Below are 25,282 nucleotides of genomic sequence, written 5' to 3' on the forward strand. Positions count from 1 at the left end.
ATGTTTAGTCAAGATGATTTCGGTATTCGACCGCAAGATCCGTTCAATGTACTTCAACCTGATAAATTATCTGAAACGCAGTTAGAAGTATTGAATCGATTGATGACACCCTTAATCGGAACACAAGCTGTTGGTATATACCACTACTTATCACAATTTGCGAATTTAGATTCTAATCAATCAATAAGCCATTATGTCATTATGAGCGAACTGAAAATCAATTTAGGAGATTTTCGTGAAGAAATGAACCTGCTAGAAGCAATCGGGTTAATTAAAACTTTCGTCAAACACGGTAAAGAAAACTCTCATTTTGTATACGAATTGATTCAGCCGCCTACACCTAAGCAGTTTTTTAATGATCCGATGCTTTCAGTCTATCTTTATAAAGAAGTGGACAAAAACCGCTTTCATCAATTGAGACGATATTTTGAACAACAACAAATGAATTTAAGCGACTATCAAGAAGTAACACGAAATTTCATTGATGTTTTTAAAGTACCTAACCAAGCTTTTGATGATGTTCAAAAAAATAATATTAAACAAACTGCTTCATACAAAGGTATCAATCTAGACAGAGTTCAATTTGATTTTGAGACGCTATATCAATTATTAAGCAACCACTTTGTCAGTTCAGAAATCGTTGAAGAACAAGCCAAGGGTCTTATTACTCAACTTGCTGTTTTATATGGCATCACTCCAGAAGGAATGAAGGGATTGATTTTAAAATCTTTAACGAGCGGCCAGCGTATTTCTTATGAAGAATTAAGAAAACAAGCACGTTCTTTCTATGCAATTGAACATGAAAATCAATTACCGTCATTAGAGTCTAAAGTTGAATTGCAGTCTACTAATACACAAAAACAAGAAGTTGTTGAATTAACCAAAGCTCCGCAAACGCCAGAAGAGTTTGAGAGCTGGTTTGAATTAATGGACACAACAAGTCCAATTGATATGTTAGCAAGTTGGTCTAAATCTGAGCCTACATTGAAACAAAAGTATATGGTTGAAGATTTGATGGTACGTGAACAATTACCTTTTGGGGTTATCAACATGCTGCTTCAATATGTCATGTTAAATAATGATATGCAATTACCAAAGTCATATATTCAAGAAATTGCTTCTAATTGGAAAAAGAAAGAATTGGCATCTGCTGAACAAGCATATCATCACGTAAAAGAAATGAAAAAAGCTGAAAAACAACGTAAAGCGAAACAAAACAATAGTCAGCGTAACTTTAAAAATTATGGTCAGCAAGTGGTATCAAAAGAAATCACGCCAGAGTGGTTGATTAGAGGAGATCATAAAAAAAGACGCGGCAAAAAAAACGAAACGCAATCTGATTCTGATGATCAAAGCTTAGCTCAAGATAGAGCGAACTTTTTAAAACATTTAAATGAAACATGGAAGGAGGATGACGAATGAAGCGGTTCAGTAATATAATGCAGACATCTCCTGATTTTCAAAAAAGGTTTGAAAAAATCAAGAAAGATGTCATTAATGATCCAGATGTAAAACAATTTTTAGAAACGCATCAATCAGAGTTAACGAATCGAATGATTGATGAGGATCTGAATATTTTACAAGAATATAAAGACCAGCAAAAACACTATGATGGTCATGATTTTGCAGACTGTCCGAATTTTGTAAAAGGTCATGTACCTGAACTTTATATTGAAAACGGTCGTATTAAAATCAAATATTTACCGTGTCCATGCAAGATCAAACATGATGAAGAACAAAGAGAAGCACATCTTATTACTTCACATCATATGCAAAGAGATACATTGAATGCTAAATTAAAAGATATTTATATGGATAAGCGGGATAGATTGAATGTTGCAATGGTAGCTGATAAGTTTTGTAAAGATGTGATTGCAGAAAAAGAAAATGTGAAGGGATTATATCTTTATGGTTCATTTGGTACAGGCAAGTCTTTTATTTTAGGTGCTATTGCCAATCAATTGAAATCAAAAAAAATACCTTCGACCATTGTTTATTTGCCTGAATTTATTCGTACTTTGAAAAATGGTTTCAAAGATGGTTCTTACGAAAAGAAATTGCAGCGAATCAGAGAAGCGAATATATTAATGCTTGATGATATTGGTGCTGAAGAAGTGACGCCGTGGGTGAGAGATGAAGTCATCGGACCATTACTTCATTATCGGATGGTGCATGAACTTCCCACGTTGTTCAGTTCAAATTTAGATTTTAATGCACTTGAACATCATCTTTCTATAACGCGTAATGGCGCAGAAGAGACCAAAGCTGCTAGAATTATGGAACGTATAAAATCGTTAGCAACTCCATATGAACTTGTTGGAGAGAATTATCGTGACGATTGAAATTTTGAAAAAATGAGTTATAATAAAGATAAATCTGAATTAACGTAAAAAATCGAGGATAAGATGAATGGCTTCTTGATACACAGAAAATTGCTATTGATGAGAATGCAATTATCAACGCAATTCGTTACTCCCTCGTTGATATCGATATTCGTAATGAATATCCGGCTCAAGACCGTTATCTTATGCAGAGATAGATAAATACATGCGGGAATCATGTATTTGTCTGAACTAGGGTGGTATCGCGATAACCTCGTCCCTTTATTAGGGAGGAGGTTTTTTTGTTTTTACGTAGAGGATTATATATTGGAGGCGTTTATGAATGGATAAAATCAATATTACTTTCCCAGACGGAAACAGTACAGAGTTTGACAAAGGAATTACTACTGAGGAAATTGCTCAATCAATCAGCCCAGGACTTCGTAAAAAAGCTGTAGCTGGTAAATTCAATGATAAAATGGTGGATTTAACTCGACCATTAGAAGAAGATGGCTCAATTGAAATTGTGACACCTGGCAGTGATGAAGCGTTAGAAGTTTTACGTCATTCTACTGCTCATTTAATGGCACAAGCATTAAAACGTTTGTATGGAGATGTTAAATTCGGAGTTGGACCAGTTATTGATGGCGGCTTCTATTATGACTTTGATACAGATGTTAAAATTTCTTCTGATGACTTCCCTGAAATCGAAAAAACAATGAAACAAATTGTGAATGAAAATTATAAAATTGAACGCAAAGTAGTGAGTCGTGAAGAAGCAAAAGAATTCTTTAAAGATGATCCTTATAAATTAGAATTAATCGATGCGATTCCTGAAGATGAGTCAGTGACATTATATTCACAAGGTGAATTTACTGATTTATGTCGCGGAGTGCATGTCCCGTCAACTTCTAAAATTAAAGAATTCAAATTATTATCAACTGCAGGCGCTTATTGGAGAGGCGACAGTAATAATAAAATGCTTCAACGTATTTATGGTACTGCTTTCTTCGATAAAAAAGATTTGAAAGCACACTTAAAAATGTTAGAAGAACGTAAAGAACGTGACCACCGTAAAATCGGTAAAGAATTAGACTTGTTTATGAACAGCCAGCTTGTAGGTGCAGGGTTACCATTATGGTTGCCGAACGGTGCTACAATTCGTCGTGAAATTGAACGTTATATCGTTGATAAAGAAGTAGCACTTGGTTATGACCATGTTTATACTCCTGTTATGGCAAATGTAGAACTTTATAAAACATCTGGACACTGGGATCATTATCAAGACGACATGTTCCCGCCGATGAAGTTAGATGAAACAGAAGAAATGGTACTTAGACCAATGAACTGTCCGCATCATATGATGATTTATAAAAACAAACCGCATTCTTACAGAGAATTGCCTATTCGTATTGCTGAATTAGGTACAATGCATCGTTATGAAGCAAGTGGTGCTGTGTCTGGACTTCAACGTGTTCGCGGTATGACTTTAAATGATTCTCATATCTTTGTAAGACCAGACCAAATCAAAGAAGAATTCAAACGTGTTGTTGAATTGATTCTTGATGTATATGAAGACTTTGGTTTTGAAAATTACAGCTTCCGATTAAGTTATCGTGATCCTGAAGATAAAGAAAAATACTTTGACGATGATGAAATGTGGGAAAGAGCAGAATCAATGTTAAAAGAAGCGGTTGATGAAATGGGCTTACCATATGAAGAAGCAATTGGCGAAGCAGCTTTCTACGGCCCGAAACTTGATGTGCAAGTTAAAACTGCAATGGGTAAAGAAGAAACTTTATCAACTGCACAACTTGATTTCTTATTACCTGAAAGATTTGATTTGGCTTATATCGGAAAAGATGGAGAGGAACACCGTCCTGTAGTTATTCACCGTGGTGTAGTTTCTACTATGGAACGTTTTGTAGCATTCTTAACTGAAGAAACAAAAGGTGCTTTCCCAACTTGGTTGGCGCCAAAACAAGTTGAAATCATCCCTGTAAATGTTGATTTGCATTATGACTATGCAAGACAAATTCAAGATGAATTGAAATCTCAAGGTGTACGTGTTGAAATTGATGATCGTAATGAAAAAATGGGTTACAAAATCCGTGAAGCACAAATGCACAAAATTCCTTACCAACTTGTAATTGGTGATAAAGAGATTGAAAATAATGAAGTTAATGTAAGAAAATATGGTTCAAAAGATCAAGAAACTGTAGAAAAAGATGAGTTTATCTGGAATTTAGTAGATGAAATTCGTTTAAAAAAACAAAGACAAAATTAAGACCTTGAAATAAATGATTGTTTAAGGTATATTACAATGTAGTTGAATAAATATTAAAAAAAGTGTTAGAGGTTGCATCTTTGATGATTAACTTGTCAGAAGCTATATGGAGCGAATGTTGAATGAGTCAAAGGCAAAGATGCCGAAATATATAATAACCATAACTATTGTATATTGGGACAGTTTCCGAATAGGAGCTGGACTGTCACAAAATGTGATGTGCTACCGTATATTTATAAAGTCGAACAATGGTTGCATATCTTAGAATTTGCAACCATTGTTTTTTATTTAATTGCAAGCCTCTAATCCTAAGAAAGGATACGTTTATGGAAAACAAAAGCAGTCAAGATGCAGGCATCCAAAGAGGCCTGAAAGATCGTCATATTTCCATGATTGCGATAGGCGGATGTATCGGAACAGGTTTGTTCGTTACTTCTGGCGGAGCAATTCATGATGCAGGACCACTAGGAGCACTGTTGGCATATGCGATTATTGGTGTAATGGTATTCTTCTTAATGACTTCATTAGGAGAAATGGCTACGTATTTACCTGTTTCAGGTTCATTTAGTACGTATGCAACACGATTTGTCGACCCATCACTTGGGTTTGCCTTAGGGTGGAATTATTGGTTTAACTGGGTTATTACAGTAGCAGCTGATGTAACAATTGCTGCACAAGTTATTCAATATTGGTCACCAATGAAAAGTATGCCCGCATGGGGTTGGAGTATTTTATTCTTATTAATTATATTTGCGCTTAACTCTTTATCAGTTCGCGTTTACGGCGAAAGTGAGTATTGGTTTGCGTTAATTAAAGTAGTAACAGTTATTGTATTTATTATTATTGGTATCTTAACTATTTTAGGTATCATGGGCGGTAAATTTATCGGATTTGAAACATTTAATTCAGGTGAAGGTCCGATCCTTGGCGGAAGTCTCGGAGGAAGTTTACTTTCAATACTCGGTGTATTCTTAATTGCAGGGTTCTCATTCCAAGGTACTGAATTGATTGGTATTACAGCAGGGGAATCTGAAAATCCTGAACGCGCTGTGCCGAAAGCTATTAAACAAGTATTCTGGAGAATTTTACTGTTTTATATCTTAGCTATCTTTGTAATTGGTATGATTATACCTTACACAAGCCCAGCTTTAATGGGTGGTGGTGATGATATTGCGACTTCACCATTTACATTGGTATTTAAAAATGCTGGTTTAGCTTTTGCTGCTTCATTTATGAATGCTGTTATCTTAACATCAGTATTATCAGCTGGTAACTCTGGTATGTATGCATCAACAAGAATGCTTTATTCTATGAGTAAAGATAAATTAGCTTCAGATGTATTTGGAAAAACTTCTAAAAGCGGTGTGCCGTTTATTGCATTATTAGCAACAGGTATTGTTGTGGTTGCTATATTCTTATTACAAAAATTAAGCGGAGGCGCTTATGAATATATTGTAGCAGCAAGTGGTATGACTGGATTTATAGCTTGGGTCGGTATCGCAATCAGTCATTATAGATTCAGACGTGCGTTTAAAGTTCAGAACTATAATAAACATGAATTGAAATATAAAGCAAAATGGTTCCCGTTCGGACCGATTTTTGCTGGTGTTTTATGTGTGATTGTAATTATTGGGCAAGATGTAGATTTCATCAAAACTGGTAACTTTGATTTTAATCGTTTCCTCATCACTTATATGGGAATTCCAGTATTCTTAGCATTCTTTATCTATCATAAATTAAGATATAGAACTAAAAAAATCCCTTTAAAAGATGTAGATTTACGTCAAGATGTGGACATGAGCCAATTTAAATAAAAAAATGATTGACTTTATAATTCTAAGTTGATATGATTATATACGTTGAATACGAAACGAACCAAGTAGAAGCTTCCCGCTTCTCACCTGTAGCGACGCATCAAAGCTGTTGGCAGGTCCAATACAACGTGGTAATCTTATCATGTTGAGTAATGGAGAAAGAGCGGGCACTTCTGTGTCCGCTCTTTTTACTTGGAATATTTCGTAAATATAACGGAGGTGTTAACCATAGCAAAGGATCAAACGCAAGTTAACGAAAGAATTCGCGCAAGAGAAATTCGTGTCATTGGTCAAGACGGTGAACAAATCGGTGTAAAACAAAAACGTGAAGCATTAGAAATGGCTGAACGTGTAGGTTTAGATTTAGTAGTTGTCGCACCAAATGCTAAACCTCCTGTTGCTCGTATTATGGACTACGGCAAATATAAATTCGAGCAACAGAAAAAAGAAAAAGAAATGAAAAAGAAACAAAAAGTTATCAATGTTAAAGAAATTCGTCTCAGCCCAACTATTGAGGAACATGATTTCCAAACTAAGTTGAAAAACGGACGTAAATTCTTAAACAAAGGCGATAAATGTAAAGTTTCAATTCGTTTCCGTGGACGTGCCATTACACACAAGGAAATTGGTCAACGTGTATTAGAGAAATTTGCTGATGAATGTAAAGATATCGCTACAGTTGAACAACGTCCTAAAATGGAAGGTCGTCAAATGTTTATCATGCTTGCACCAATAGCAGAAAAATAATTTTTATAATTTTACAGGAGGAATTTCATTATGCCTAAAATGAAAACACACCGCGGAGCAGCTAAACGTGTTAAAAGAACTGCTTCTGGTAAATTAAAACGTTCAAGAGCTTTCACATCTCACTTATTTGCTAACAAAAGCACTAAACAAAAACGTAAATTACGTAAAGCTAGCTTAGTTTCTAAAAGTGATATGAAACGTGTAAAACAATTATTAGCTTACAAAAAATAATTGAGTAATTCAGAAATAAAAAAGCAACAGCTTTTTCAATAAAGGTTGCTTTCGTCATAATTAATTAAAATATAAGTGTTATTAACATAACCAAGGAGGAATTCAATATGCCACGTGTTAAAGGTGGAACAGTAACAAGAGCACGTCGTAAAAAAGTAATCAAATTAGCAAAAGGTTACTTCGGCGCAAAACGTACTTTATATAAAACAGCAAAACAACAAGTAATGAAATCAGGTCAATATGCATTCCGTGACCGTCGTCAAAGAAAACGTGATTTCCGTAAATTATGGATTACACGTATCAATGCAGCAGCTCGTAACCACGGTATGAGTTACTCTAAATTGATGAACGGCTTGAAACAAGCTGATATCGATATCAACCGTAAAATGCTTTCTGAAATCGCTATTTCAGATGACAAAGCTTTCGGTGAATTAGTAGAAAAAGCAAAAGCTGCTTTAAAATAAGCTTATCTTAAAAAACACTCAATCATTGATAGAAATTCGATGGTTGAGTGTTTTTTATTTGAAGACAATGACTTCGTCTTTACTGTATTTTCAAATCTTTGATAAAATACAAGCAAGTACATAACAAAAGAATAAAGGAGAAACTGATGTCTAAATTTGATGAAAAAATTATTGTAGTTCCAAGAGAAATTGTTTTTAATCATGAGAAAAATGCATTTAATGGATTTTTATCTAAAAATGATCCGGTGGGTGAAAAGATCTTTGATACACTCGATCAGTATGAAGTTAAACGTCGAGGGGATATGGAAGAAGATCCAGCATTTAAACAACTCATTTCTTATTGCCTCTTAGAAAACGAAAAAGGAGAAACATTAGTATATGAACGTCTTTCAGGCGGCGGTGAAGAGCGTTTGCACGGACAATCTTCTATCGGTGTCGGTGGACACATGAATGATGTATTAGATGCACAAAATGTCAATGAAGTATTACGAGTAAATGCACAAAGAGAATTAGAAGAAGAAATCGGACTAAGTTCAAGTAAAACTCAAAATATGGAATATTTAGGGTTTATCAACGATGATACGAATGAAGTAGGTGAGGTGCATTTAGGTATCGTATTTAAAATTCGTGTTGATACTGAAAATGTAGAAGTTAAAGAAACAGATACACTTAAAATCAACTGGATGCACCAAGGACGTATTGAAAACTATGATGACTTTGAAACATGGAGTGCCTTAATACTGAAAGCATTTAATTAAAAGCAGGTGTAATCAATGTCAGATATCATTCCGTTTCCGCAAAACAATGAAAAGTTAATCAAAGATATTAAAACTTTTTTCGAACAAGAAAAATATGAACAAATGTATGATGCTTTCATGAATTATGAAAGAGAGTTTGAATTAACAACTGAACTTGCTTTACTGAAATGTGAAATGTTGTTGCGAATGGAACAATATTTAGAATTACGTGAAGAAGCAATCATATTATTGAAACAAGGTTATGATGCTTATGATAGATTAATGGTTTATTATATGACGAGTTTACATGGCTTAGGACAATATTTTGAGTGTGTAGAAGTATTTAATCAAATCATTGATCAAGTTAAAGATCATAATATACGCATGCAATTGTTTCCTATTAAAGAAGATGCTCAGATGCAGCTAAATGAAAATAAAAAACGTTATATTGCAAGAATGAAAGATTTTTCAAACTTAAAGATAGACCAACAGTTATATTTGATTTTTGATTTGATGCATGAAGGACAATATGGGTTTACAGATACATTTGCTGACTTATTATCCTCACAGCAATACCACTCAAATGTTCAAACGATTATCTTAGAGTATTTGAAAAAAGGTCAATATAATAATGAAATTCAGTTTACAAAATATGATGTTGAATTTAATGTCAGACCTGACCAATTGCCGGGACTTGAATATGCAGCTTTTACACAACAAGTAATTCCTAATGTAATGGAAAGGTTTGAAAGTAACTATGGAGACCAATTACGCAGTGAAATCGCGCAAATGCTCCAAAACTTTTCAATTGCATTATATCCATTAGAAATAGAAAATGTTGCTTCTATAAAGGATTGGGTCAACAGTTTTTATGTATATATTGAAAAAATGTTGAATTTAAAATTCGTTGAAACTGAAAACATTAATGAAGAAGTAAATAATTGGATTGAGAAAGTACAAGAGAATATTAAATAAAAAATAGGGTAATTGATAAATATTGTAGAGCAATAGTCACTTTATCCATTTTGTGTGTAATCATGGTTAAACACGCTAATCACAACGTTTGTAACCGTATTATACGTATGCTATAATGATGAAGTTGAAAAATTAAAATAGGATTATCATGGAGGTTTTTATACATGACAGCAACATGGGAAAAAAAGGAAGGTAACCAAGGCGTATTATCAGTTACTGTTCCAGCTAAAAAAGTAGATCAAGCAATTGATCAAGCATTCAAGAAAGTAGTAAAACAAGTCAACATTCCTGGTTTCCGTAAAGGGAAAGTACCTCGTCAAATTTTCGAACAACGTTTTGGCGTAGAAGCTTTATACCAAGATGCAGTAGACATCTTGCTTCCTGAAGCTTATGGCGAAGCTATCGAAGAAACAGGTATTAAACCAGTTGATCAACCAGAAATCGAAGTAAATCAAATCGAAAAAGGTAAAGATTTAAAATTCGATGCAACTGTAACTGTTCAACCTGAAGTAAAACTTGGTGAATACAAAGGTCTTGAAATCGAAAAACAAAATGCTGATTTAACTGACGAAGAATTACAAGAAGCAATTGACCACAGTTTGGGTCATTTAGCTGAAATGGTAATCAAAGAAGATGGTTCAGTTGAAGAAGGCGACACTGTTAATATCGACTTTGACGGTTATGTTGATGGTGAACAATTTGAAGGCGGACAAGCTGAAGGTTACGATTTAGAAATCGGTTCAGGCATGTTCATTCCTGGCTTTGAAGAACAATTAGTAGGATTAAATACTGGCGATGAAAAAGACGTTAAAGTTACATTCCCAGAAGAATATCATGCTGAAGAATTAGCTGGTAAAGAAGCTACATTCAAAGTTAAAATCAATGAAATCAAATATAAAAACGTTCCAGAATTAGATGATGAAATCGCTAATGAGTTAGATTCTGATGCTGACAATGTTGAACAATACAGAGAAAATCTTCGTAAACGTTTATCTGAAGAAAAGAAAGTCAACGCTGAAAATGCTGAAAAAGAAGAAGCTATCAATAAAGCAGTAAATAATGCAGAAGTAGACATTCCAGAAGCAATGATTAACAATGAATTGGATCGTATGATGCAAGAATTTGCACAACGTATTCAACAATCAGGTTTAAATCTAGAAACTTACTTCCAAATTTCAGGTCAAGATGAATCTCAATTAAGAGAACAAATGAAAGATGACGCTGAAGAACGCGTTAAAACAAACTTGACTTTAAATGCAATTGCTAATGCAGAAGAAGTTGAAGCTACTGAAGAAGACATTGATAAAGAATTAGAAGCGATGAGCACTCAATTCAATATCTCTGTTGAAGATATTAAGAAAACACTTGGAAGCACAGATATCGTAAAAGACGATGTACGTGTTAAAAAAGTAATCGACTTATTATTAGATGATGCTAAATTAGTGGAAGCTTCAGAAGCTACTGAAGAAGAATCTGAAGATAAATAATCTATAAAGAATCATTTGTATAATTAAACATGTAGAGGATGAGATAGTTATTCAATTGCTATCTCATCCTCTACAGTTGATTTATAATCGGAATAATTTCGATTTAGAATTACTTGTGCTATAGTGTTTGTAAGCAACTTTGTTGCATAAGTTAGTATTCATGATATATTCGGAATATGAGAAATATATCAAGGACACAAGATTTAAATAAAATAGACATATATACTGAATCGCCTTTATAGAAACTTTATTACCCAAGTTTGTATGATAAGGTGAAAGTTTAGTATTATTTATAAAGGTTATAAACACATCAATTGCAACATTGAGAGTGTTTTAGTATAGTCTTTATGTAATAGGGGTGTAAAAAATAATGTTCAAATTCAATGAAGATGAAGAAAAATTAAAATGCTCATTCTGTGGTAAGGACCAAGACCAAGTTAAAAAACTTGTTGCTGGAAGTGGTGTCTACATTTGTAATGAATGTATCGAATTATGTTCAGAAATTGTAGAAGAAGAGCTTGCGCAAACAGCTACAGAAGAATTTACAGACTTACCGACTCCTAAAGAAATTATGGATCAACTTAATAATTACGTTATTGGCCAAGATAAAGCGAAAAAATCTTTATCTGTTGCTGTTTATAATCACTATAAACGTATTCAACAACTTGGACCAAAAGATGATGAAGTTGAATTGCAAAAAAGTAATGTCGCATTAATCGGACCAACTGGTAGTGGTAAAACATTGCTAGCACAAACTTTGGCTAAAACATTAAATGTACCATTTGCAATTGCAGATGCTACAAGCCTAACTGAAGCAGGCTACGTAGGTGAAGATGTTGAAAATATCTTATTACGTTTAATTCAAGCAGCTGACTTTGACATTGATAAAGCTGAAAAAGGTATTATCTATGTCGATGAAATAGATAAAATTGCACGTAAATCTGAGAACACATCTATCACACGTGATGTTTCTGGTGAAGGTGTACAACAAGCATTGCTTAAAATTCTTGAAGGAACTACTGCAAGTGTTCCGCCACAAGGTGGACGTAAACATCCAAACCAAGAATTTATCCAAATCGATACAACAAATATCTTATTCATCTTAGGCGGTGCGTTTGATGGTATTGATGAAGTTATCAAACGTCGTTTAGGTGAAAAGGTAATCGGATTTGCAAGCAATGAAGCAGCAAAATATGACGAAAGTGCTTTACTTGAACACATTCGTCCTGAAGACTTGCAATCATACGGATTAATCCCAGAATTTATTGGTCGTATCCCAATTGTTGCAAACCTAGAAACATTAGATATTGCTGCATTGAAAAATATCTTAACTCAACCTAAAAATGCATTAGTTAAACAATACAAAAAAATGTTAGAGTTAGACCATGTAGAACTTGAATTTACAGAAGAAGCGCTTACTGCAATTGCAGAAAAAGCAATCGAACGTAAAACTGGTGCACGTGGATTACGCTCTATCATTGAAGAATCATTAATTGAAATTATGTATGATATTCCATCATCTGATGATGTTGCAAAAGTTGTTATTACAGATAATACAATTAATAATGAAGCTAATCCGGAACTATATGATGCTGAAGGTAACGAAGTTAATTTAGAAAAAACTTCAGCTTAATTGATTAATTAAACTTACACTTCGAATTACTCAATACTGAGTGATTCGAGGTGTATTTTTTTGTCTTTAGAAGTATATCAATAGCGTATGGAAATCTGATATAATATAACGCGACAATGTAGAGAAAGATAAATAGAAAAGAGGGAAAACATGAAAGTTAATCCAAATAATATTGAATTATTGATCAGTGCAGTCAAACCAGAGCAATATCCTGAAACACATTTAGATGAAGTTGCATTAGCTGGACGTTCAAATGTAGGAAAGTCTACTTTTATCAATAGTATGATAGGACGTAAAAATATGGCACGTACTTCACAGCAACCTGGAAAAACGCAAACTTTGAATTTTTATAATATAGATGATCAAATGATATTTGTAGATGTTCCTGGATATGGATATGCAAAAGTAAGCAAAAAGCAACGTGAACAATTTGGTAAAATGATTGAAAAATATATCACTCAACGTGAACAATTAAAACTGGTTATTCAATTAATTGATATCAGACATAACCCAACTGAAGACGATATTCTTATGTATGATTTCTTAAAGTATTATGATTTGCCTGTTTTAATCATTGCAACTAAAGAAGATAAAATAGCAAAAGGTAAAGTCCAAAAACACTTAAAAAACATAAAAGATAAATTGGAACTTGAAGAGGAAGATGCAATTATCAGTTATTCTTCAATAAATAATAAAAATCAGCAAGTTATTTGGGATACCATAGAAAGATATTTATAATAATTATTACATGATAATATTATAAAAAAGACGCTGTTATTTTTCGTGAATCAGGGAAATACTATTATAAGTGAAGCCAAAACTTTATTTCATTTAAAAAATATGGCGCTTTTTTGAATTTTTAAAGTAGCAATACCCTAATTTTGTCGAAAATATGAATAGAAAAATTGCTAGATTAGAATATTTATAATTAATATGTATTGATATCTTTATGGCTTAATCATGTGTGTTATAATTATAGTATTGTCAATAGTATGGAGGGCGTTATAAATGCATATAATTGCGATAAGCATCAACCATCGTACCGCTGATGTAGCACTTAGAGAAAAAGTTGCTTTCAAAGCTGATGCCATACGTGAATCGCATCTCGATTTATTCGAAACTAAATCGATTTTAGAAAATGTTATCTTATCAACTTGCAACCGCACAGAAGTTTATGCGGTTGCTGACCAAATACACACAGGACGTTATTATATCCAACGCTTTTTAGCACGTAAGTTCGGTTTAGAAGTTGATGAAATCAAAGAGATGTCTGAAGCTTTTGTAGGGGATGAAGCTGTAGAACATATATTTAGAGTCACTGCTGGACTAGATTCTATTGTGTTGGGGGAAACACAGATTTTAGGCCAAATGCGTGATGCATTCTTTATAGCTCAAGAAGAAGGTACGACTGGAACAATTTTCAATCATTTGTTCAAACAAGCGATTACTTTCGCAAAACGTGCGCACCATGAAACTGATATTGCTGATAATGCAGTCAGTGTTTCATATGCGGCGGTAGAACTCGCTAAAAAAGTATTTGGAAACTTAAAATCAAAACATGCTGTAATTGTAGGAGCAGGCGAGATGAGCGAACTTTCATTGCTTAACTTGTTGGGTGCTGGAATCGATAATATTACAGTTGTGAACAGAACTAAAGAACGTGCACAGCAACTTGCTGAAAAACATCAAACACAATATGCAGATTTAAGTAATTTAAATGAATTACTTGTTAACGCTGATATTGTAATCAGTTCAACAAGTGCACAAAATTATGTAATTACTCAAGAAATGATGAATAATGTTTTAGACCAACGTCGTCATGAGCCTATGGTGTTAATAGATATTGCGGTACCTAGAGATATAGATCCAGCAATTGAATCAGATATGAATGTATTCAGCTATGATATAGATGATTTGAAAGGTTTAGTAGATGCTAACTTAAGAGAACGTCAAGCAGCTGCAGATCAAATTGCTGAACAAATACCAGCAGAGATTAATGAACATAATGATTGGGTTAATATGTTGGGCGTTGTTCCTGTAATCCGTGCACTTCGAGAAAAAGCAATGCATATTCAACAAGATACTATGGATAGTATTGACCGAAAATTACCGGATTTAAGCGAACGTGAACGTAAAGTGATTTCTAAACATACTAAAAGTATTATCAATCAAATGTTGAAAGACCCTATTAAACAGGCAAAAGAATTGAGTAACGATAAGAATAGCAGTGAAAAATTAGAGCTGTTTCAAAACATTTTCGATATCGAAGCTGAAAGTGAATATAAAAAGAGTCTAGCGAAAAAAGAACGAAAACTCTCGGCAAGACATATTTTAGGTTTTGAATAAACAGCCTTAGTATGGTGATGATATGCAAGATATATTTTTCGTACGCTTCCATGAAGTAACGTTGCTGATATATTTACTCAGTATTTCTTGCTATTTTTATGATTTTTTTAAGAAGAATCATAAAATTAGAATGTTAGGTTTTTATACATTGGGGATTGTTTGGTTGTTTCAAACAATCTCTTTGTCTTTATATGTGAATAGTGTGCAATCGGTGCCTCTAGGCTCCGTATTTGATGTATTCTATTTTTTAAATTGGCTGATATTATCCATTTCGATAGTTATCAGCGTTGTTAAACAACTGGACTTCTCAATATTTTTGTTCAATGCAATTGGCTTTGTTGTTATGACTATTCATACTTTCAGACCGAATGAAACGTTTATTCAACATGCTGAATTTAATGTGAATCATGAATTATTAATTATTCATGTATCACTAGCTATTATCAGTTATGCATTATTTTCTTTAGCGTTTGTTAACGGTGCTTTGTATGTACTTCAATATCGTAACCTTAAACAGAAGCATTTTGACCAAAAGTATTTTAGAATAGGCAGTGTGTACAACCTAGAGAAAATGATGTTTTATTCGACACTCATCGGTTTAATTATTTTGATTATCGGTGTGATTTTAGGTGCACAGTGGGGCTTTCAAACAATAGGGTTAGCAATTTTGCTTGATCCGAAAGTCATTTCATCAATTATTTTAATGATTTGTTATGCCGTATATATAATTTTGCGTACTAAAAAATGGGTAAGTCCCTTAAACCAAGTCTTGTTTAATATGTTGATATATATGTTCAGTATGTTTAACTTAATATTTATCTCTCACTTCCCAAACTTTTTTGGTTAGTGAATGACCAGATTGAATTGGAGGAATATTTATGCGTAAGCTTGTGGTTGGTTCGCGCAGAAGTAAATTAGCATTGACGCAAAGTCGTCAATTTATTGAAAGATTAAAGAAAGTAGAACCTGACTTAGATATAGAAATAAAGGAAATAGTAACTAAGGGCGACCGTATCGTAGATAAACAATTATCTAAAGTTGGCGGTAAAGGTTTATTTGTGAAAGAAATCCAACAAGAGTTGTTCGATCACGAAATAGATATGGCCATTCACTCATTAAAAGATGTGCCAAGCGAATTGCCAGATGGATTAACTTTAGGATGTATTCCTGATAGAGAAATTCCATTTGATGCATTTATTTCGAAAAATCATGTTCAATTAGCAGATTTACCGGATGGAAGTATTGTTGGAACAAGTTCTTTACGACGTGGTGCACAAATTCTAGCGAAATATCCTAATTTGGAAATTAAATGGATTCGGGGTAATATTGATACGCGTTTGAGTAAATTAGAAACTGAAGACTACGATGCTATCATTTTAGCTGCAGCTGGACTTCGCAGAATGGGTTGGTCAGATGATATTGTAACTGAATATTTAGATCCTGAACTACTTGTACCGGCTATCGGGCAAGGAGCCCTTGGTATAGAATGCAGAAGTGATGACACAGAACTTCTAGACTTATTGAGTAAAGTTCATAATCAACAAGTAGCTGAATGTGTAACAGCTGAACGTACTTTCTTAAAAGAAATGAACGGAAGTTGTCAAGTTCCGATTGGAGGATATGCGACAGTTGATGATAATGGTCGTTTGACTTTTACTGGGTTAATTATGTCTCCAGATGGAAAAGAAAGATTTGAGCAAACTGTGACTGGAAATGATCCTGTTGAACTTGGCAAAGAAGTCAGCGACATTTTAAAAGAACAAGGTGCAAAAGAAATTATTGATGCTCTGAATGAAGAGTCGTAATTCATAAACATCGGAGTTGATTACGAATGCAGGCGCCAGTGATTATGACGCAATCCAGCAATTTAAAAAGTGATTATGAAGATATTATCCATCTTCCGTTTATAAAAATAAGAACCTTGTCCTTTGACGAAGAGTTATTAAATTATCATTATGACTGGATTATCTTTTCATCTAAAAATGCTGTGAAATATTTTAGTGATTATTTTCAACAATTAAAAGTTGATCATGTCGCTGCTATTGGTAAAAAAACAAAAGATTACTGTAATCAAGTTGGAATATCTGTTGATTTTTTCCCTGAAAATTTTTCTCAAGAAGGGTTTATAAAGGAGTTCGAAGTGAATAAAGGAAACAGAATTATTATTCCTAGCAGTGCAGCTGCACGGCCATATTTACAAACTAAACTTCAAGAAAAAAATGCGGAGGTCACTAAAATAGATTTATATAAACCAGAGGCTTACAATGAAAATATAGAACAAGCCATTTCTTTACTGAAAAGAAATCTTGCAAGCGGCATAGCATTTGCAAGTTCTTCTGCAGCAGATTATTTTTTCAAAGAAGCTAAAAACTTGAATCTTGATTCAAATTATAATTATTATGCAATTGGTAAGCCTACTTTTGAGAAAATAGCAGAATATGGTTATACCGCAAAAATAGCTGAAGAACAAACGATTGATGGATTATTAAATATTATTAAAGAAAGTAGGAATCGTAAATGAGTTTTGATAGACATAGAAGACTACGTGCAAATAAAACAATCCGTAGCCTTGTCAGAGAAAATCACGTTAGAAAAGAAGATTTGATTTATCCAATATTTGTTGTGGAAAGAGATGACGTTAAAGAAGAAATTCCTTCCATGCCAGGTATTTATCAAATCAGCTTGAACCGTTTGGATGAAGAGTTGAAAGAAGCTTATGATTTAGGAATCAGAGCTGTCATTTTCTTCGGTGTTCCAAATGAAAAAGATTCCGTAGGCACTGGTGCATATGCGCATGAAGGTATTGTTCAACAAGCAACACGTAAATCTAAAAAATTATATCCAGATATGTTAGTAATTGCTGATACTTGCTTATGTGAGTATACAGATCATGGTCATTGCGGTTTAATTGATGAACATACTCATGATGTTGATAATGACAAATCATTACCGCTTCTAGTGAAAACAGCAGTTTCTCAAGTTGAAGCGGGCGCAGATATTATCGCTCCAAGTAATATGATGGATGGTTTCGTCACAGAAATCAGAAAAGGTTTAGATGAAGCAGGATACTATAATATTCCAATTATGAGCTATGGCATTAAATATGCTTCAAGTTTCTATGGTCCATTCCGTGATGCTGCAGAATCAACACCATCTTTTGGAGACCGCAAAACTTATCAAATGGATCCATCAAATCGTCGTGAAGCTTTATTAGAACTTGAAAGTGACTTGCATGAAGGTGCAGACATGATGATTGTGAAACCGTCATTAAGTTTCTTAGATATCATCAGAGATGTAAGAGAGAGAACTAATGTTCCAGTTATTGCTTACAATGTAAGCGGGGAATACAGCATGACTAAAGCTGCTGCATTACAAGGTTGGATTGATGAAGAACAAATCGTGATGGAACAAATGACTTCTATGAAACGTGCAGGCGCAGATATGATTATTACTTATTTCTCTAAAGATATCTGCCGTTATTTAGATAAGAAGGAGGATTAAAATGGGTTACGAAAAATCTATTGAAGCCTATGAAAAAGCAGAACAACTTATGCCGGGTGGTGTAAACAGCCCCGTTCGTGCATTTAAATCTGTAGATATGCCAGCTATTTTTATGGATCATGGTAAAGGTTCAAAAATTTACGATATCGATGGCAATGAATATATTGATTACGTACTAAGCTGGGGTCCTTTAATTCTAGGACACGAAAATCCGCAAGTAATTGAAAACTTGCATAAAGCAGTTGATAAAGGAACAAGTTTTGGTGCTTCAACACTTGAAGAAATCAAACTTGCTGAATTAGTGATAGATCGCGTTCCTTCTATTGAAAAAGTCAGAATGGTATCTTCTGGTACAGAAGCTACACAAGATACAATTCGTTTGGCTCGTGGTTATACTGGAAGAGACAAAATTGTAAAATTTGAAGGTTGCTACCATGGTCACAGTGATTCATTATTAATCAAAGCTGGTTCTGGTGTCGCAACTTTAGGTTTACCTGATTCTCCAGGAGTACCTGAAGGCACTGCCAAAAGTACAATTACTGTTCCTTACAATGATTTAGATGCTATTCGTAAAGCTTTTGAATTGTATGGTGACGATATTGCAGGAGTTATCGTTGAGCCTGTTGCAGGAAACATGGGTGTTGTACCGCCAGTTGAAGGTTTCTTACAAGGCTTACGCGATATTACGAATGAATATGGTTCTTTACTAATCTTTGATGAAGTTATGACTGGTTTCAGAGTAGGTTATAACTGTGCACAAGGTTATTTTGACGTCATTCCAGATTTAACTTGCTTAGGTAAAGTTATTGGAGGCGGCTTACCTGTAGGTGCATTCGGTGGTAAAAAAGAAATCATGGATAAAATTGCTCCTGTTGGTACAATTTATCAAGCAGGTACATTATCAGGAAACCCATTAGCAATGACTAGTGGTTATGAAACATTAAGCCAATTAACGCCAGAAAGCTATGAATATTTCAATGAATTAGGAGATTTGCTTGAAGAAGGATTGAAAAAAGTAGCTGCAAAACATAATGTACCAATGACAGTAAATAGAGCAGGTTCTATGATTGGTTATTTCTTAAACGATGGACCAGTGACTAACTTTGAACAAGCGAATAAAAGTGATTTAAAACTATTCTCTGAAATGTATCGTGAAATGGCTAAAGAAGGTGTCTTCTTACCACCATCTCAATTTGAGGGTACTTTCTTATCAACAGCACATACAAAAGAAGATATTGAACGTACAATCGAAGCATTTGATAAAGCCTTTGAAAGAATAACTAATAATTAATTAATAAAAATAACTCGAAAAATTATAAAAGTACATACCATTAGGTGTGTACTTTTATTTTTGGGCAATTTTGTAACGAGAATTAATGAAAAATGTTATCATTAACCTATCGAAAGAGAAGTCGGCGATTTAAGGATAGTGATAAAAGTGAATAAAAAATGGCTTAATAATATGATTGTTTTATTATTAGCAGTAGTTATTAGTTTGATTTTTTCAGCTTTGCATATCATGCTGCCATTTATGTTTGGTCCAATTATTGCCAGCATTATATGTATCAGAGTATTTAAATTAGATATACAATGGCCATTTTGGATCAGCCAACTTGGACTGATATTGCTCGGGGTGCAAATTGGTTCAACTTTTACCAAAACAGTAGTCAATGATATTGCACAAAACTGGTTTTCTATTATTTTAGTTACAGTGTTATTGCTAGTGTTAGCAATCTTAATTGCTTATTTCTTTAAAAAGATTGCACGTGTTAATACTGAAACCGCGTTATTAAGCGTAATACCAGGCGCTTTAAGTCAAATGTTAATCATGGCTGAAGAAGATAAACGCGCAAATATTTTAGTCGTAAGTCTGACGCAAACCTCACGTATTATATTTGTGGTGATTTTAATTCCGATGCTTTCATATTTTATGTCTAGCGGAAGTTCAACAGGCGGGGCGGCAAAAGCGGTAAAATTAAAACCGCTCAGCGAAGCACTTTCAATTTGGCAAATCGTCTTCTTAATTGTAGCTGTAGCAGTTGTTTATATCTTAATGGATAAAATTAATTTTCCAACTAAGCAATTATTAGCTCCTATTGTAGTATTAATTGCTTGGAATATGATTACGAATGCTACATTTACCTTAGACAATTATCTAATTGCAGGTGCACAAGTTGCCTATATGATTCGAATCGGAATTCAAATTTCTAAATTATTAAGTGATTTGAAAGGAAGAGTTGCTATTGCAATCGCTTTTCAAAATATCATGCTGATTTTATGTGCGTTCGTCATGGTCTATTTTGTTCATTTATTTAACCACATGTCGTTAAATGATTTATTCTTAGGTGCCGCACCGGGAGGAATGAGCCAAATTGTACTTGTCGCATTAGAAACACATGCAGATGTAGCGATTATTTCTAGTTTCCACATCTTCAGAATTTTTTTCATCTTATTCCTAATTGCACCAGCGATAAAATATTTCTTGAACTATACAGAACGTTCGTCCAAAAAATAAACAAAACTGCCTCTGAATTGAAAAGAGGCAGTTTTTCTATATTAATGAATTTCACCTAGTGCCTTTTTAATATCTTGATTGTCTTCAGAAATGACACCTATCGCAGCTTCTAATCCTGTTACAATACTGCTTAAGGACATAGAAGGTTTATCAGGTTTATCGATTACTTGTTCTGGAATAAATGGAACATGGATAAATCCAAACTGTAGATCAGGATATTTTGTAGCTTGTAAATATCCAAGTTGATAAAGAATATGATTACATACAAAGGTACCTGCGGTGTTGGATAAAGCAGCTGGAATACCAGCATCTTTAATTGCCTGAGTCATTTTTTTGACAGGCAGGTTAGAAAAATACGCAGGTGCACCATCTTGTTGAATAGGTATATCAATCGGCTGGTTATTTTCATTATCAGGAATACGGGCATCATTAATATTAATGCCGACACGCTCAGGTGTCAGGTTAAAACGACCCCCAGCTTGTCCAATTGCAATAACTGCATCAAAATATTCTTGTTCTAATTTATCAGCTATTTTATCAGAAGATTTATGAAAAACTGTAGGTATTTCTAATTTTGTGATTTGATGGTTTTTAATATGTTCTGGTAATAATTTTATAGCTTCTAAAGCAGGATTTTTTTTCTCTCCGCCAAACGGATCAAAAGCTATAATTAAAATTTTCATTAATTTCACCTTCGTTCAATTGATTGTATTCATATATTTAATATTGGGTCGGTTTGAAAGAACAGCCTTCTAAATGGGCATCATACAAACCGGCAGCTTCTAAAAATGAGAACATCGTTACAGGTCCCATAAATTTAAATCCATATTTTTTTAAATCCTTAGACATTTGTTTAGCACGCTCATCTACAGTGATACGATCAGCTGTTGTTTTATATTTTAAATCAATAGGCTGGTGATTAACATAAGACCATAAAAACTCGCTGAAACTACCATGTGTTTTTTCGATTTCAAGAAAGCCTTTAGCTTGACTCACAATGGCTTCTAATTTCTTTCGATAATGGACAATCCCCGGAAATTCCATGAGTTTATCGATATCTTCATCTGTCATAGAGGCAATTTTTTCAGGATCAAAATGGTAAAAAGCTTCACGATAAGCAGGGCGCTTTTTTAAAATAGTGAGCCAAGAAAGTCCTGCATGTTGAGACTCTAAAGCCATTAATTCAAAAAGTTTTCTGCTGTCATGAAGCGGTTGTCCCCATTCTTTATCATGATATTCTTTATAGATTGGATCCGTTGTTCCAAAAGCGCATTCTGTCATATTTTTTTGTCACCTCATTGACTTATTTTGTAGTTCTATTATACTATAAATAAGTAAGTGAATAATAGAAATCGGGAAGAGTATGCAGTCTTTTATTTGATAGAGAGTACATGGTTGGTGAAAATGTATAATAAAACTGCTGAAGGTAGCCCGCTAGGATCTTTATTTGAAACAAAGTAGGATAAAGCGTAAATTGAGCGTTAATCAATATAAGTGCTTCATAGCAGATGCTATGTTGAATTTAGGTGGTACCACGGAACATCCGTCCTATATTTAGGAACGGGTGTTTTTATTTTTAAGGAGGAAGCTCTATGGAAATGAAACCGAAATATAATCCGACTGAAGTAGAAGCCGGACGTTATCAAGAATGGGTTGAAAAAGGTTATTTCAGACCAAGTGGTGACAAATCAAAAGAAACATATACAATTGTTATTCCACCCCCAAATGTAACTGGTAAATTACATTTAGGACACGCATGGGATACAACTTTACAAGATATTCTAACTAGAATGAAACGTATGCAAGGATACGACACGTTATACCTACCAGGTATGGATCATGCTGGTATTGCTACTCAAGCTAAAGTAGAAGCAAAATTAAATGAACAAGGTATCTCAAGACATGATATTGGACGCGAAAAATTCCTTGAAGAAGTTTGGAGTTGGAAAGATGAGTATGCATCTTTCATTCGTCAACAATGGGCAAAATTAGGATTAGGCCTGGATTATGATAGAGAACGTTTTACATTAGATGAAGGTTTGAGTAAAGCAGTCAGAAAAGTATTCGTGGATATGTATAATAAAGGTCTGATATACCGTGGTGAACGTATAATCAACTGGGACCCTGAAGCACGTACTGCTTTATCAGATATTGAAGTCGTTCATGAAGATGTGGAAGGTAAATTCTATCATTTTAAATATCCGTATGCAGATGGAGAAGGTTATATAGAAATTGCGACTACACGTCCAGAAACTATGTTAGGTGATACAGCTATTGTCGTTAATCCTAATGACGAACGTTATAAAGATGTTATCGGTAAAAAGGTTATCTTACCAATTGTAAACCGTGAATTACCTATTCTTGCAGATGAATATGTAGATGTTGAATTTGGTAGTGGTGCAATGAAAGTAACACCAGCACATGACCCGAATGACTTTGAAATCGGTCAAAGACATAATTTGGAATCAATTATTGTGATGGATGAAGAAGGTAAGATGAACGATAAGGCTGGCAAATACGAAGGTATGGATCGTTTCGAATGCCGTACACAATTAGTGGAAGATTTAAAAGACCAGGATTTAGTCATTAAAATTGAAAATCATGTGCATGCAGTTGGTCACTCTGAGAGAACTGGTGCAGTAGTTGAACCGTATTTATCTACACAGTGGTTTGTAAATATGGAACCTCTCGCAAAACAAGCATTAGATAATCAAAAAACAGACAACCGTATTAATTTTGTACCAGACCGTTTTGAACATACATTTAATCAATGGATGGAAAATATCAGAGACTGGACTATTTCTCGTCAGTTATGGTGGGGTCATCAAATACCAGCTTGGTACCATAAAGAAACTGGAGAGATTTATGTAGGTGAAACTGAACCAGAAGATGCAGAGAATTGGGTTCAAGATGAAGATGTTTTAGACACTTGGTTCTCAAGCGGATTGTGGCCATTCTCAACATTAGGTTGGCCTGACGTAGAATCTGAAGATTATCAACGTTATTATCCTACAAATGCACTTGTAACTGGATATGATATTATCTTCTTCTGGGTAGCACGTATGATATTCCAAGGGCTTGAATTTACAGGAGAACGCCCATTTGATGATGTATTATTACATGGTTTAGTTCGTGCTGAAGATGGCCGGAAAATGAGTAAATCATTAGGTAATGGTGTAGATCCTATGGATGTTATCAATGAATATGGTGCAGACAGCTTAAGATATTTCTTGGCTACAGGTTCATCACCAGGTCATGATTTACGTTATTCAACAGAAAAAGTAGAATCTGTTTGGAACTTTATCAATAAAATCTGGAATGCTGCACGTTTCAGCATTATGAATATTGGTGAAGAATTTAAATTTGAAGATATTGATTTAAGTAAAAATCTTTCATTAGCTGACAAATGGATTTTGACACGTTTAAATGAAACGATTAATACTGTCACTGATTTAAGCGATCGCTATGAATTTGGTGAAGTAGGCCGTGCTTTATATAACTTTATTTGGGATGAATTCTGTGACTGGTACATTGAAATGAGTAAAATTCCGATGAATGGTGAAGATGAAGCGCAAAAACAAGTTACACGTTCAGTTTTAAGTTATGTATTAGATCGTACAATGCGTATGCTGCACCCATATATGCCGTTTGTGACTGAAGAAATTTGGCAAAACTTGCCGCATGTCGGTGAAACAATCGTGACAAGTGCTTGGCCTGAAGTGGAAGAAGCATACATGTTTGAAGAAAGTAAACAAGCGATGCAATATGTGGTTGAAATCATTAAAGCTGTAAGACAAGCACGTTCAGAAGTCAATACACCATTATCTAAAGCGATTCCGATTTATATTAAAACGAAAGATGCTGAAATTAAACAAATGTTAGATGAAAATCAGCACTATCTTGAAAGATTCGGACATCCAAGTGAGCTTGTGATTTCTACTGACATTGAAACACTGGATAAAGCTATGACTTCAGTTGTCGGCGCAGGTGAAGTTATCTTGCCTTTAGAAGGTTTAATCGATATGGATAAAGAAATTGCACGTTTAGAAAAAGAACTTGATAAATGGCAAAGTGAGTTAGATCGTGTTGATAAAAAATTATCTAATGAAAACTTTGTAAATAAAGCTCCAGAAAAAATCATCAACGAAGAAAAAGCTAAAAAGCATGATTATCAAGAAAAATTTGATAGCGTTAAAGCTAGAATTGAACAATTAAAAGCATAGG

The 25,282-nt window shown here is 34.0% G+C and carries 22 protein-coding genes, 1 riboswitch and 2 other annotated features; of the genes, 20 read left to right on the forward strand and 2 right to left on the reverse strand.

Going from position 1 to position 25,282, the window contains the following annotated elements:
* The 19 genes from A4G25_RS01045 (at window position 1) to A4G25_RS01135 (ending at window position 21,058) form a co-directional block, all read left to right on the forward strand.
* The gene (locus A4G25_RS01045) at window positions 1-1,422 is read left to right on the forward strand and encodes a replicative helicase loading/DNA remodeling protein DnaB (RefSeq protein WP_047131867.1); all 1,422 of its coding nucleotides are present in this window, start codon (window positions 1-3) and stop codon (window positions 1,420-1,422) included.
* Window positions 1,419-2,342 carry a primosomal protein DnaI gene (gene dnaI / locus A4G25_RS01050; RefSeq protein ID WP_047131866.1) on the forward strand — a complete coding sequence of 308 codons (924 nt, stop codon included), beginning with the start codon at window positions 1,419-1,421 and terminating at the stop codon, window positions 2,340-2,342. The genes A4G25_RS01045 and dnaI overlap by 4 nt, the downstream gene beginning before the upstream one ends.
* A 322-nt stretch (window positions 2,343-2,664) precedes the next feature.
* On the forward strand, window positions 2,665-4,608 hold the full coding sequence (thrS, locus tag A4G25_RS01055; protein WP_015900535.1) for a threonine--tRNA ligase: 1,944 nt from the start codon (window positions 2,665-2,667) through the stop codon (window positions 4,606-4,608).
* A 58-nt stretch (window positions 4,609-4,666) separates the two neighbouring features.
* Window positions 4,667-4,841: riboswitch (Lysine riboswitch) on the forward strand.
* Between the two features lie 93 nt (window positions 4,842-4,934).
* Window positions 4,935-6,422, forward strand: coding sequence for an amino acid permease (locus A4G25_RS01060; protein WP_047131865.1), 1,488 nt, complete (start codon window positions 4,935-4,937; stop codon window positions 6,420-6,422).
* A 57-nt stretch (window positions 6,423-6,479) separates the two neighbouring features.
* Window positions 6,480-6,619, forward strand: a sequence feature (ribosomal protein L20 leader region).
* 22 nt (window positions 6,620-6,641) lie between these two features.
* On the forward strand, window positions 6,642-7,169 hold the full coding sequence (gene infC, locus A4G25_RS01065; RefSeq protein ID WP_015900532.1) for a translation initiation factor IF-3: 528 nt from the start codon (window positions 6,642-6,644) through the stop codon (window positions 7,167-7,169).
* Between the two features lie 30 nt (window positions 7,170-7,199).
* The gene (rpmI, locus tag A4G25_RS01070) at window positions 7,200-7,400 is read left to right on the forward strand and encodes a 50S ribosomal protein L35 (protein WP_015900531.1); all 201 of its coding nucleotides are present in this window, start codon (window positions 7,200-7,202) and stop codon (window positions 7,398-7,400) included.
* A 107-nt stretch (window positions 7,401-7,507) separates the two neighbouring features.
* On the forward strand, window positions 7,508-7,864 hold the full coding sequence (rplT, locus tag A4G25_RS01075; protein ID WP_015900530.1) for a 50S ribosomal protein L20: 357 nt from the start codon (window positions 7,508-7,510) through the stop codon (window positions 7,862-7,864).
* Between the two features lie 146 nt (window positions 7,865-8,010).
* Window positions 8,011-8,622, forward strand: a complete 612-nt coding sequence (locus A4G25_RS01080) for an NUDIX domain-containing protein (protein ID WP_047131864.1) — start codon at window positions 8,011-8,013, stop codon at window positions 8,620-8,622.
* Between the two features lie 15 nt (window positions 8,623-8,637).
* A complete protein-coding gene (locus tag A4G25_RS01085; protein ID WP_047131863.1) occupies window positions 8,638-9,576 on the forward strand; it encodes a hypothetical protein in 939 nt (312 codons plus the stop codon).
* Between the two features lie 164 nt (window positions 9,577-9,740).
* Window positions 9,741-11,063 carry a trigger factor gene (tig, locus tag A4G25_RS01090; RefSeq protein WP_047131862.1) on the forward strand — a complete coding sequence of 441 codons (1,323 nt, stop codon included), beginning with the start codon at window positions 9,741-9,743 and terminating at the stop codon, window positions 11,061-11,063.
* A 370-nt stretch (window positions 11,064-11,433) separates the two neighbouring features.
* Complete coding sequence (gene clpX / locus A4G25_RS01095) at window positions 11,434-12,696, forward strand: ATP-dependent Clp protease ATP-binding subunit ClpX (RefSeq protein WP_047131861.1); 1,263 nt, start codon at window positions 11,434-11,436, stop codon at window positions 12,694-12,696.
* A gap of 150 nt (window positions 12,697-12,846) precedes the next feature.
* Complete coding sequence (gene yihA, locus A4G25_RS01100; RefSeq protein ID WP_047131860.1) at window positions 12,847-13,434, forward strand: ribosome biogenesis GTP-binding protein YihA/YsxC; 588 nt, start codon at window positions 12,847-12,849, stop codon at window positions 13,432-13,434.
* Window positions 13,435-13,704: 270 nt separating this feature from the next.
* On the forward strand, window positions 13,705-15,042 hold the full coding sequence (hemA, locus tag A4G25_RS01105) for a glutamyl-tRNA reductase (protein ID WP_047131859.1): 1,338 nt from the start codon (window positions 13,705-13,707) through the stop codon (window positions 15,040-15,042).
* Between the two features lie 22 nt (window positions 15,043-15,064).
* Window positions 15,065-15,889, forward strand: a complete 825-nt coding sequence (gene ccsA, locus A4G25_RS01110) for a cytochrome c biogenesis protein (RefSeq protein ID WP_047131858.1) — start codon at window positions 15,065-15,067, stop codon at window positions 15,887-15,889.
* Window positions 15,890-15,920: 31 nt separating this feature from the next.
* On the forward strand, window positions 15,921-16,847 hold the full coding sequence (gene hemC, locus A4G25_RS01115) for a hydroxymethylbilane synthase (RefSeq protein ID WP_047131857.1): 927 nt from the start codon (window positions 15,921-15,923) through the stop codon (window positions 16,845-16,847).
* A 26-nt stretch (window positions 16,848-16,873) separates the two neighbouring features.
* Window positions 16,874-17,563 (forward strand): uroporphyrinogen-III synthase, encoded by a 690-nt coding sequence (locus A4G25_RS01120; protein WP_047131856.1) that lies wholly within the window; start codon window positions 16,874-16,876, stop codon window positions 17,561-17,563.
* The gene (gene hemB / locus A4G25_RS01125; protein ID WP_015900520.1) at window positions 17,560-18,543 is read left to right on the forward strand and encodes a porphobilinogen synthase; all 984 of its coding nucleotides are present in this window, start codon (window positions 17,560-17,562) and stop codon (window positions 18,541-18,543) included. The genes A4G25_RS01120 and hemB overlap by 4 nt, the downstream gene beginning before the upstream one ends.
* 1 nt (window position 18,544) lies before the next feature.
* Window positions 18,545-19,834, forward strand: coding sequence for a glutamate-1-semialdehyde 2,1-aminomutase (hemL, locus tag A4G25_RS01130; RefSeq protein WP_047131855.1), 1,290 nt, complete (start codon window positions 18,545-18,547; stop codon window positions 19,832-19,834).
* Between the two features lie 147 nt (window positions 19,835-19,981).
* A complete protein-coding gene (locus tag A4G25_RS01135) occupies window positions 19,982-21,058 on the forward strand; it encodes an AbrB family transcriptional regulator (protein WP_174531715.1) in 1,077 nt (358 codons plus the stop codon).
* A gap of 41 nt (window positions 21,059-21,099) precedes the next feature.
* On the opposite strand, the gene pcp is transcribed toward A4G25_RS01135, so the two are convergent.
* Together pcp and A4G25_RS01145 are read right to left on the reverse strand one after the other, a co-directional pair.
* Window positions 21,100-21,741, reverse strand: a complete 642-nt coding sequence (pcp, locus tag A4G25_RS01140) for a pyroglutamyl-peptidase I (protein ID WP_047131854.1) — start codon at window positions 21,739-21,741, stop codon at window positions 21,100-21,102.
* A 37-nt stretch (window positions 21,742-21,778) separates the two neighbouring features.
* Window positions 21,779-22,339 carry a DNA-3-methyladenine glycosylase I gene (locus A4G25_RS01145; RefSeq protein ID WP_047131853.1) on the reverse strand — a complete coding sequence of 187 codons (561 nt, stop codon included), beginning with the start codon at window positions 22,337-22,339 and terminating at the stop codon, window positions 21,779-21,781.
* Between the two features lie 58 nt (window positions 22,340-22,397).
* Window positions 22,398-22,612: a binding site (T-box leader), on the forward strand.
* A 38-nt stretch (window positions 22,613-22,650) separates the two neighbouring features.
* On the opposite strand from A4G25_RS01145, the gene A4G25_RS01150 reads away from it, so the two are divergent.
* Entirely contained in the window at window positions 22,651-25,281 is a 2,631-nt protein-coding gene (locus A4G25_RS01150; protein ID WP_047131852.1) for a valine--tRNA ligase, read from the forward strand.
* The last annotated feature ends 1 nt before the right edge of the window (window position 25,282 follow it).

It is taken from the genome of Staphylococcus condimenti, from assembly GCF_001618885.1.
In the GTDB taxonomy this organism is placed as follows: domain Bacteria; phylum Bacillota; class Bacilli; order Staphylococcales; family Staphylococcaceae; genus Staphylococcus; species Staphylococcus condimenti.

Excerpts from the sequence above, each read along its gene's own strand:
- A4G25_RS01045 (WP_047131867.1), top strand. The coding sequence starts at position 1 with ATGTTTAGTCAAGATGATTTCGGTATTCGACCGCAAGATCCGTTCAAT.
- dnaI (WP_047131866.1), top strand. The coding sequence starts at position 1,419 with ATGAAGCGGTTCAGTAATATAATGCAGACATCTCCTGATTTTCAAAAA.
- thrS (WP_015900535.1), top strand. The coding sequence starts at position 2,665 with ATGGATAAAATCAATATTACTTTCCCAGACGGAAACAGTACAGAGTTT.
- A4G25_RS01060 (WP_047131865.1), top strand. The coding sequence starts at position 4,935 with ATGGAAAACAAAAGCAGTCAAGATGCAGGCATCCAAAGAGGCCTGAAA.
- rpmI (WP_015900531.1), top strand. The coding sequence starts at position 7,200 with ATGCCTAAAATGAAAACACACCGCGGAGCAGCTAAACGTGTTAAAAGA.
- rplT (WP_015900530.1), top strand. The coding sequence starts at position 7,508 with ATGCCACGTGTTAAAGGTGGAACAGTAACAAGAGCACGTCGTAAAAAA.
- A4G25_RS01080 (WP_047131864.1), top strand. The coding sequence starts at position 8,011 with ATGTCTAAATTTGATGAAAAAATTATTGTAGTTCCAAGAGAAATTGTT.
- A4G25_RS01085 (WP_047131863.1), top strand. The coding sequence starts at position 8,638 with ATGTCAGATATCATTCCGTTTCCGCAAAACAATGAAAAGTTAATCAAA.
- tig (WP_047131862.1), top strand. The coding sequence starts at position 9,741 with ATGACAGCAACATGGGAAAAAAAGGAAGGTAACCAAGGCGTATTATCA.
- clpX (WP_047131861.1), top strand. The coding sequence starts at position 11,434 with ATGTTCAAATTCAATGAAGATGAAGAAAAATTAAAATGCTCATTCTGT.
- yihA (WP_047131860.1), top strand. The coding sequence starts at position 12,847 with ATGAAAGTTAATCCAAATAATATTGAATTATTGATCAGTGCAGTCAAA.
- hemA (WP_047131859.1), top strand. The coding sequence starts at position 13,705 with ATGCATATAATTGCGATAAGCATCAACCATCGTACCGCTGATGTAGCA.
- ccsA (WP_047131858.1), top strand. The coding sequence starts at position 15,065 with ATGCAAGATATATTTTTCGTACGCTTCCATGAAGTAACGTTGCTGATA.
- hemC (WP_047131857.1), top strand. The coding sequence starts at position 15,921 with ATGCGTAAGCTTGTGGTTGGTTCGCGCAGAAGTAAATTAGCATTGACG.
- A4G25_RS01120 (WP_047131856.1), top strand. The coding sequence starts at position 16,874 with ATGCAGGCGCCAGTGATTATGACGCAATCCAGCAATTTAAAAAGTGAT.
- hemB (WP_015900520.1), top strand. The coding sequence starts at position 17,560 with ATGAGTTTTGATAGACATAGAAGACTACGTGCAAATAAAACAATCCGT.
- hemL (WP_047131855.1), top strand. The coding sequence starts at position 18,545 with ATGGGTTACGAAAAATCTATTGAAGCCTATGAAAAAGCAGAACAACTT.
- pcp (WP_047131854.1), bottom strand. The coding sequence starts at position 21,741 with ATGAAAATTTTAATTATAGCTTTTGATCCGTTTGGCGGAGAGAAAAAA.
- A4G25_RS01145 (WP_047131853.1), bottom strand. The coding sequence starts at position 22,339 with ATGACAGAATGCGCTTTTGGAACAACGGATCCAATCTATAAAGAATAT.
- A4G25_RS01150 (WP_047131852.1), top strand. The coding sequence starts at position 22,651 with ATGGAAATGAAACCGAAATATAATCCGACTGAAGTAGAAGCCGGACGT.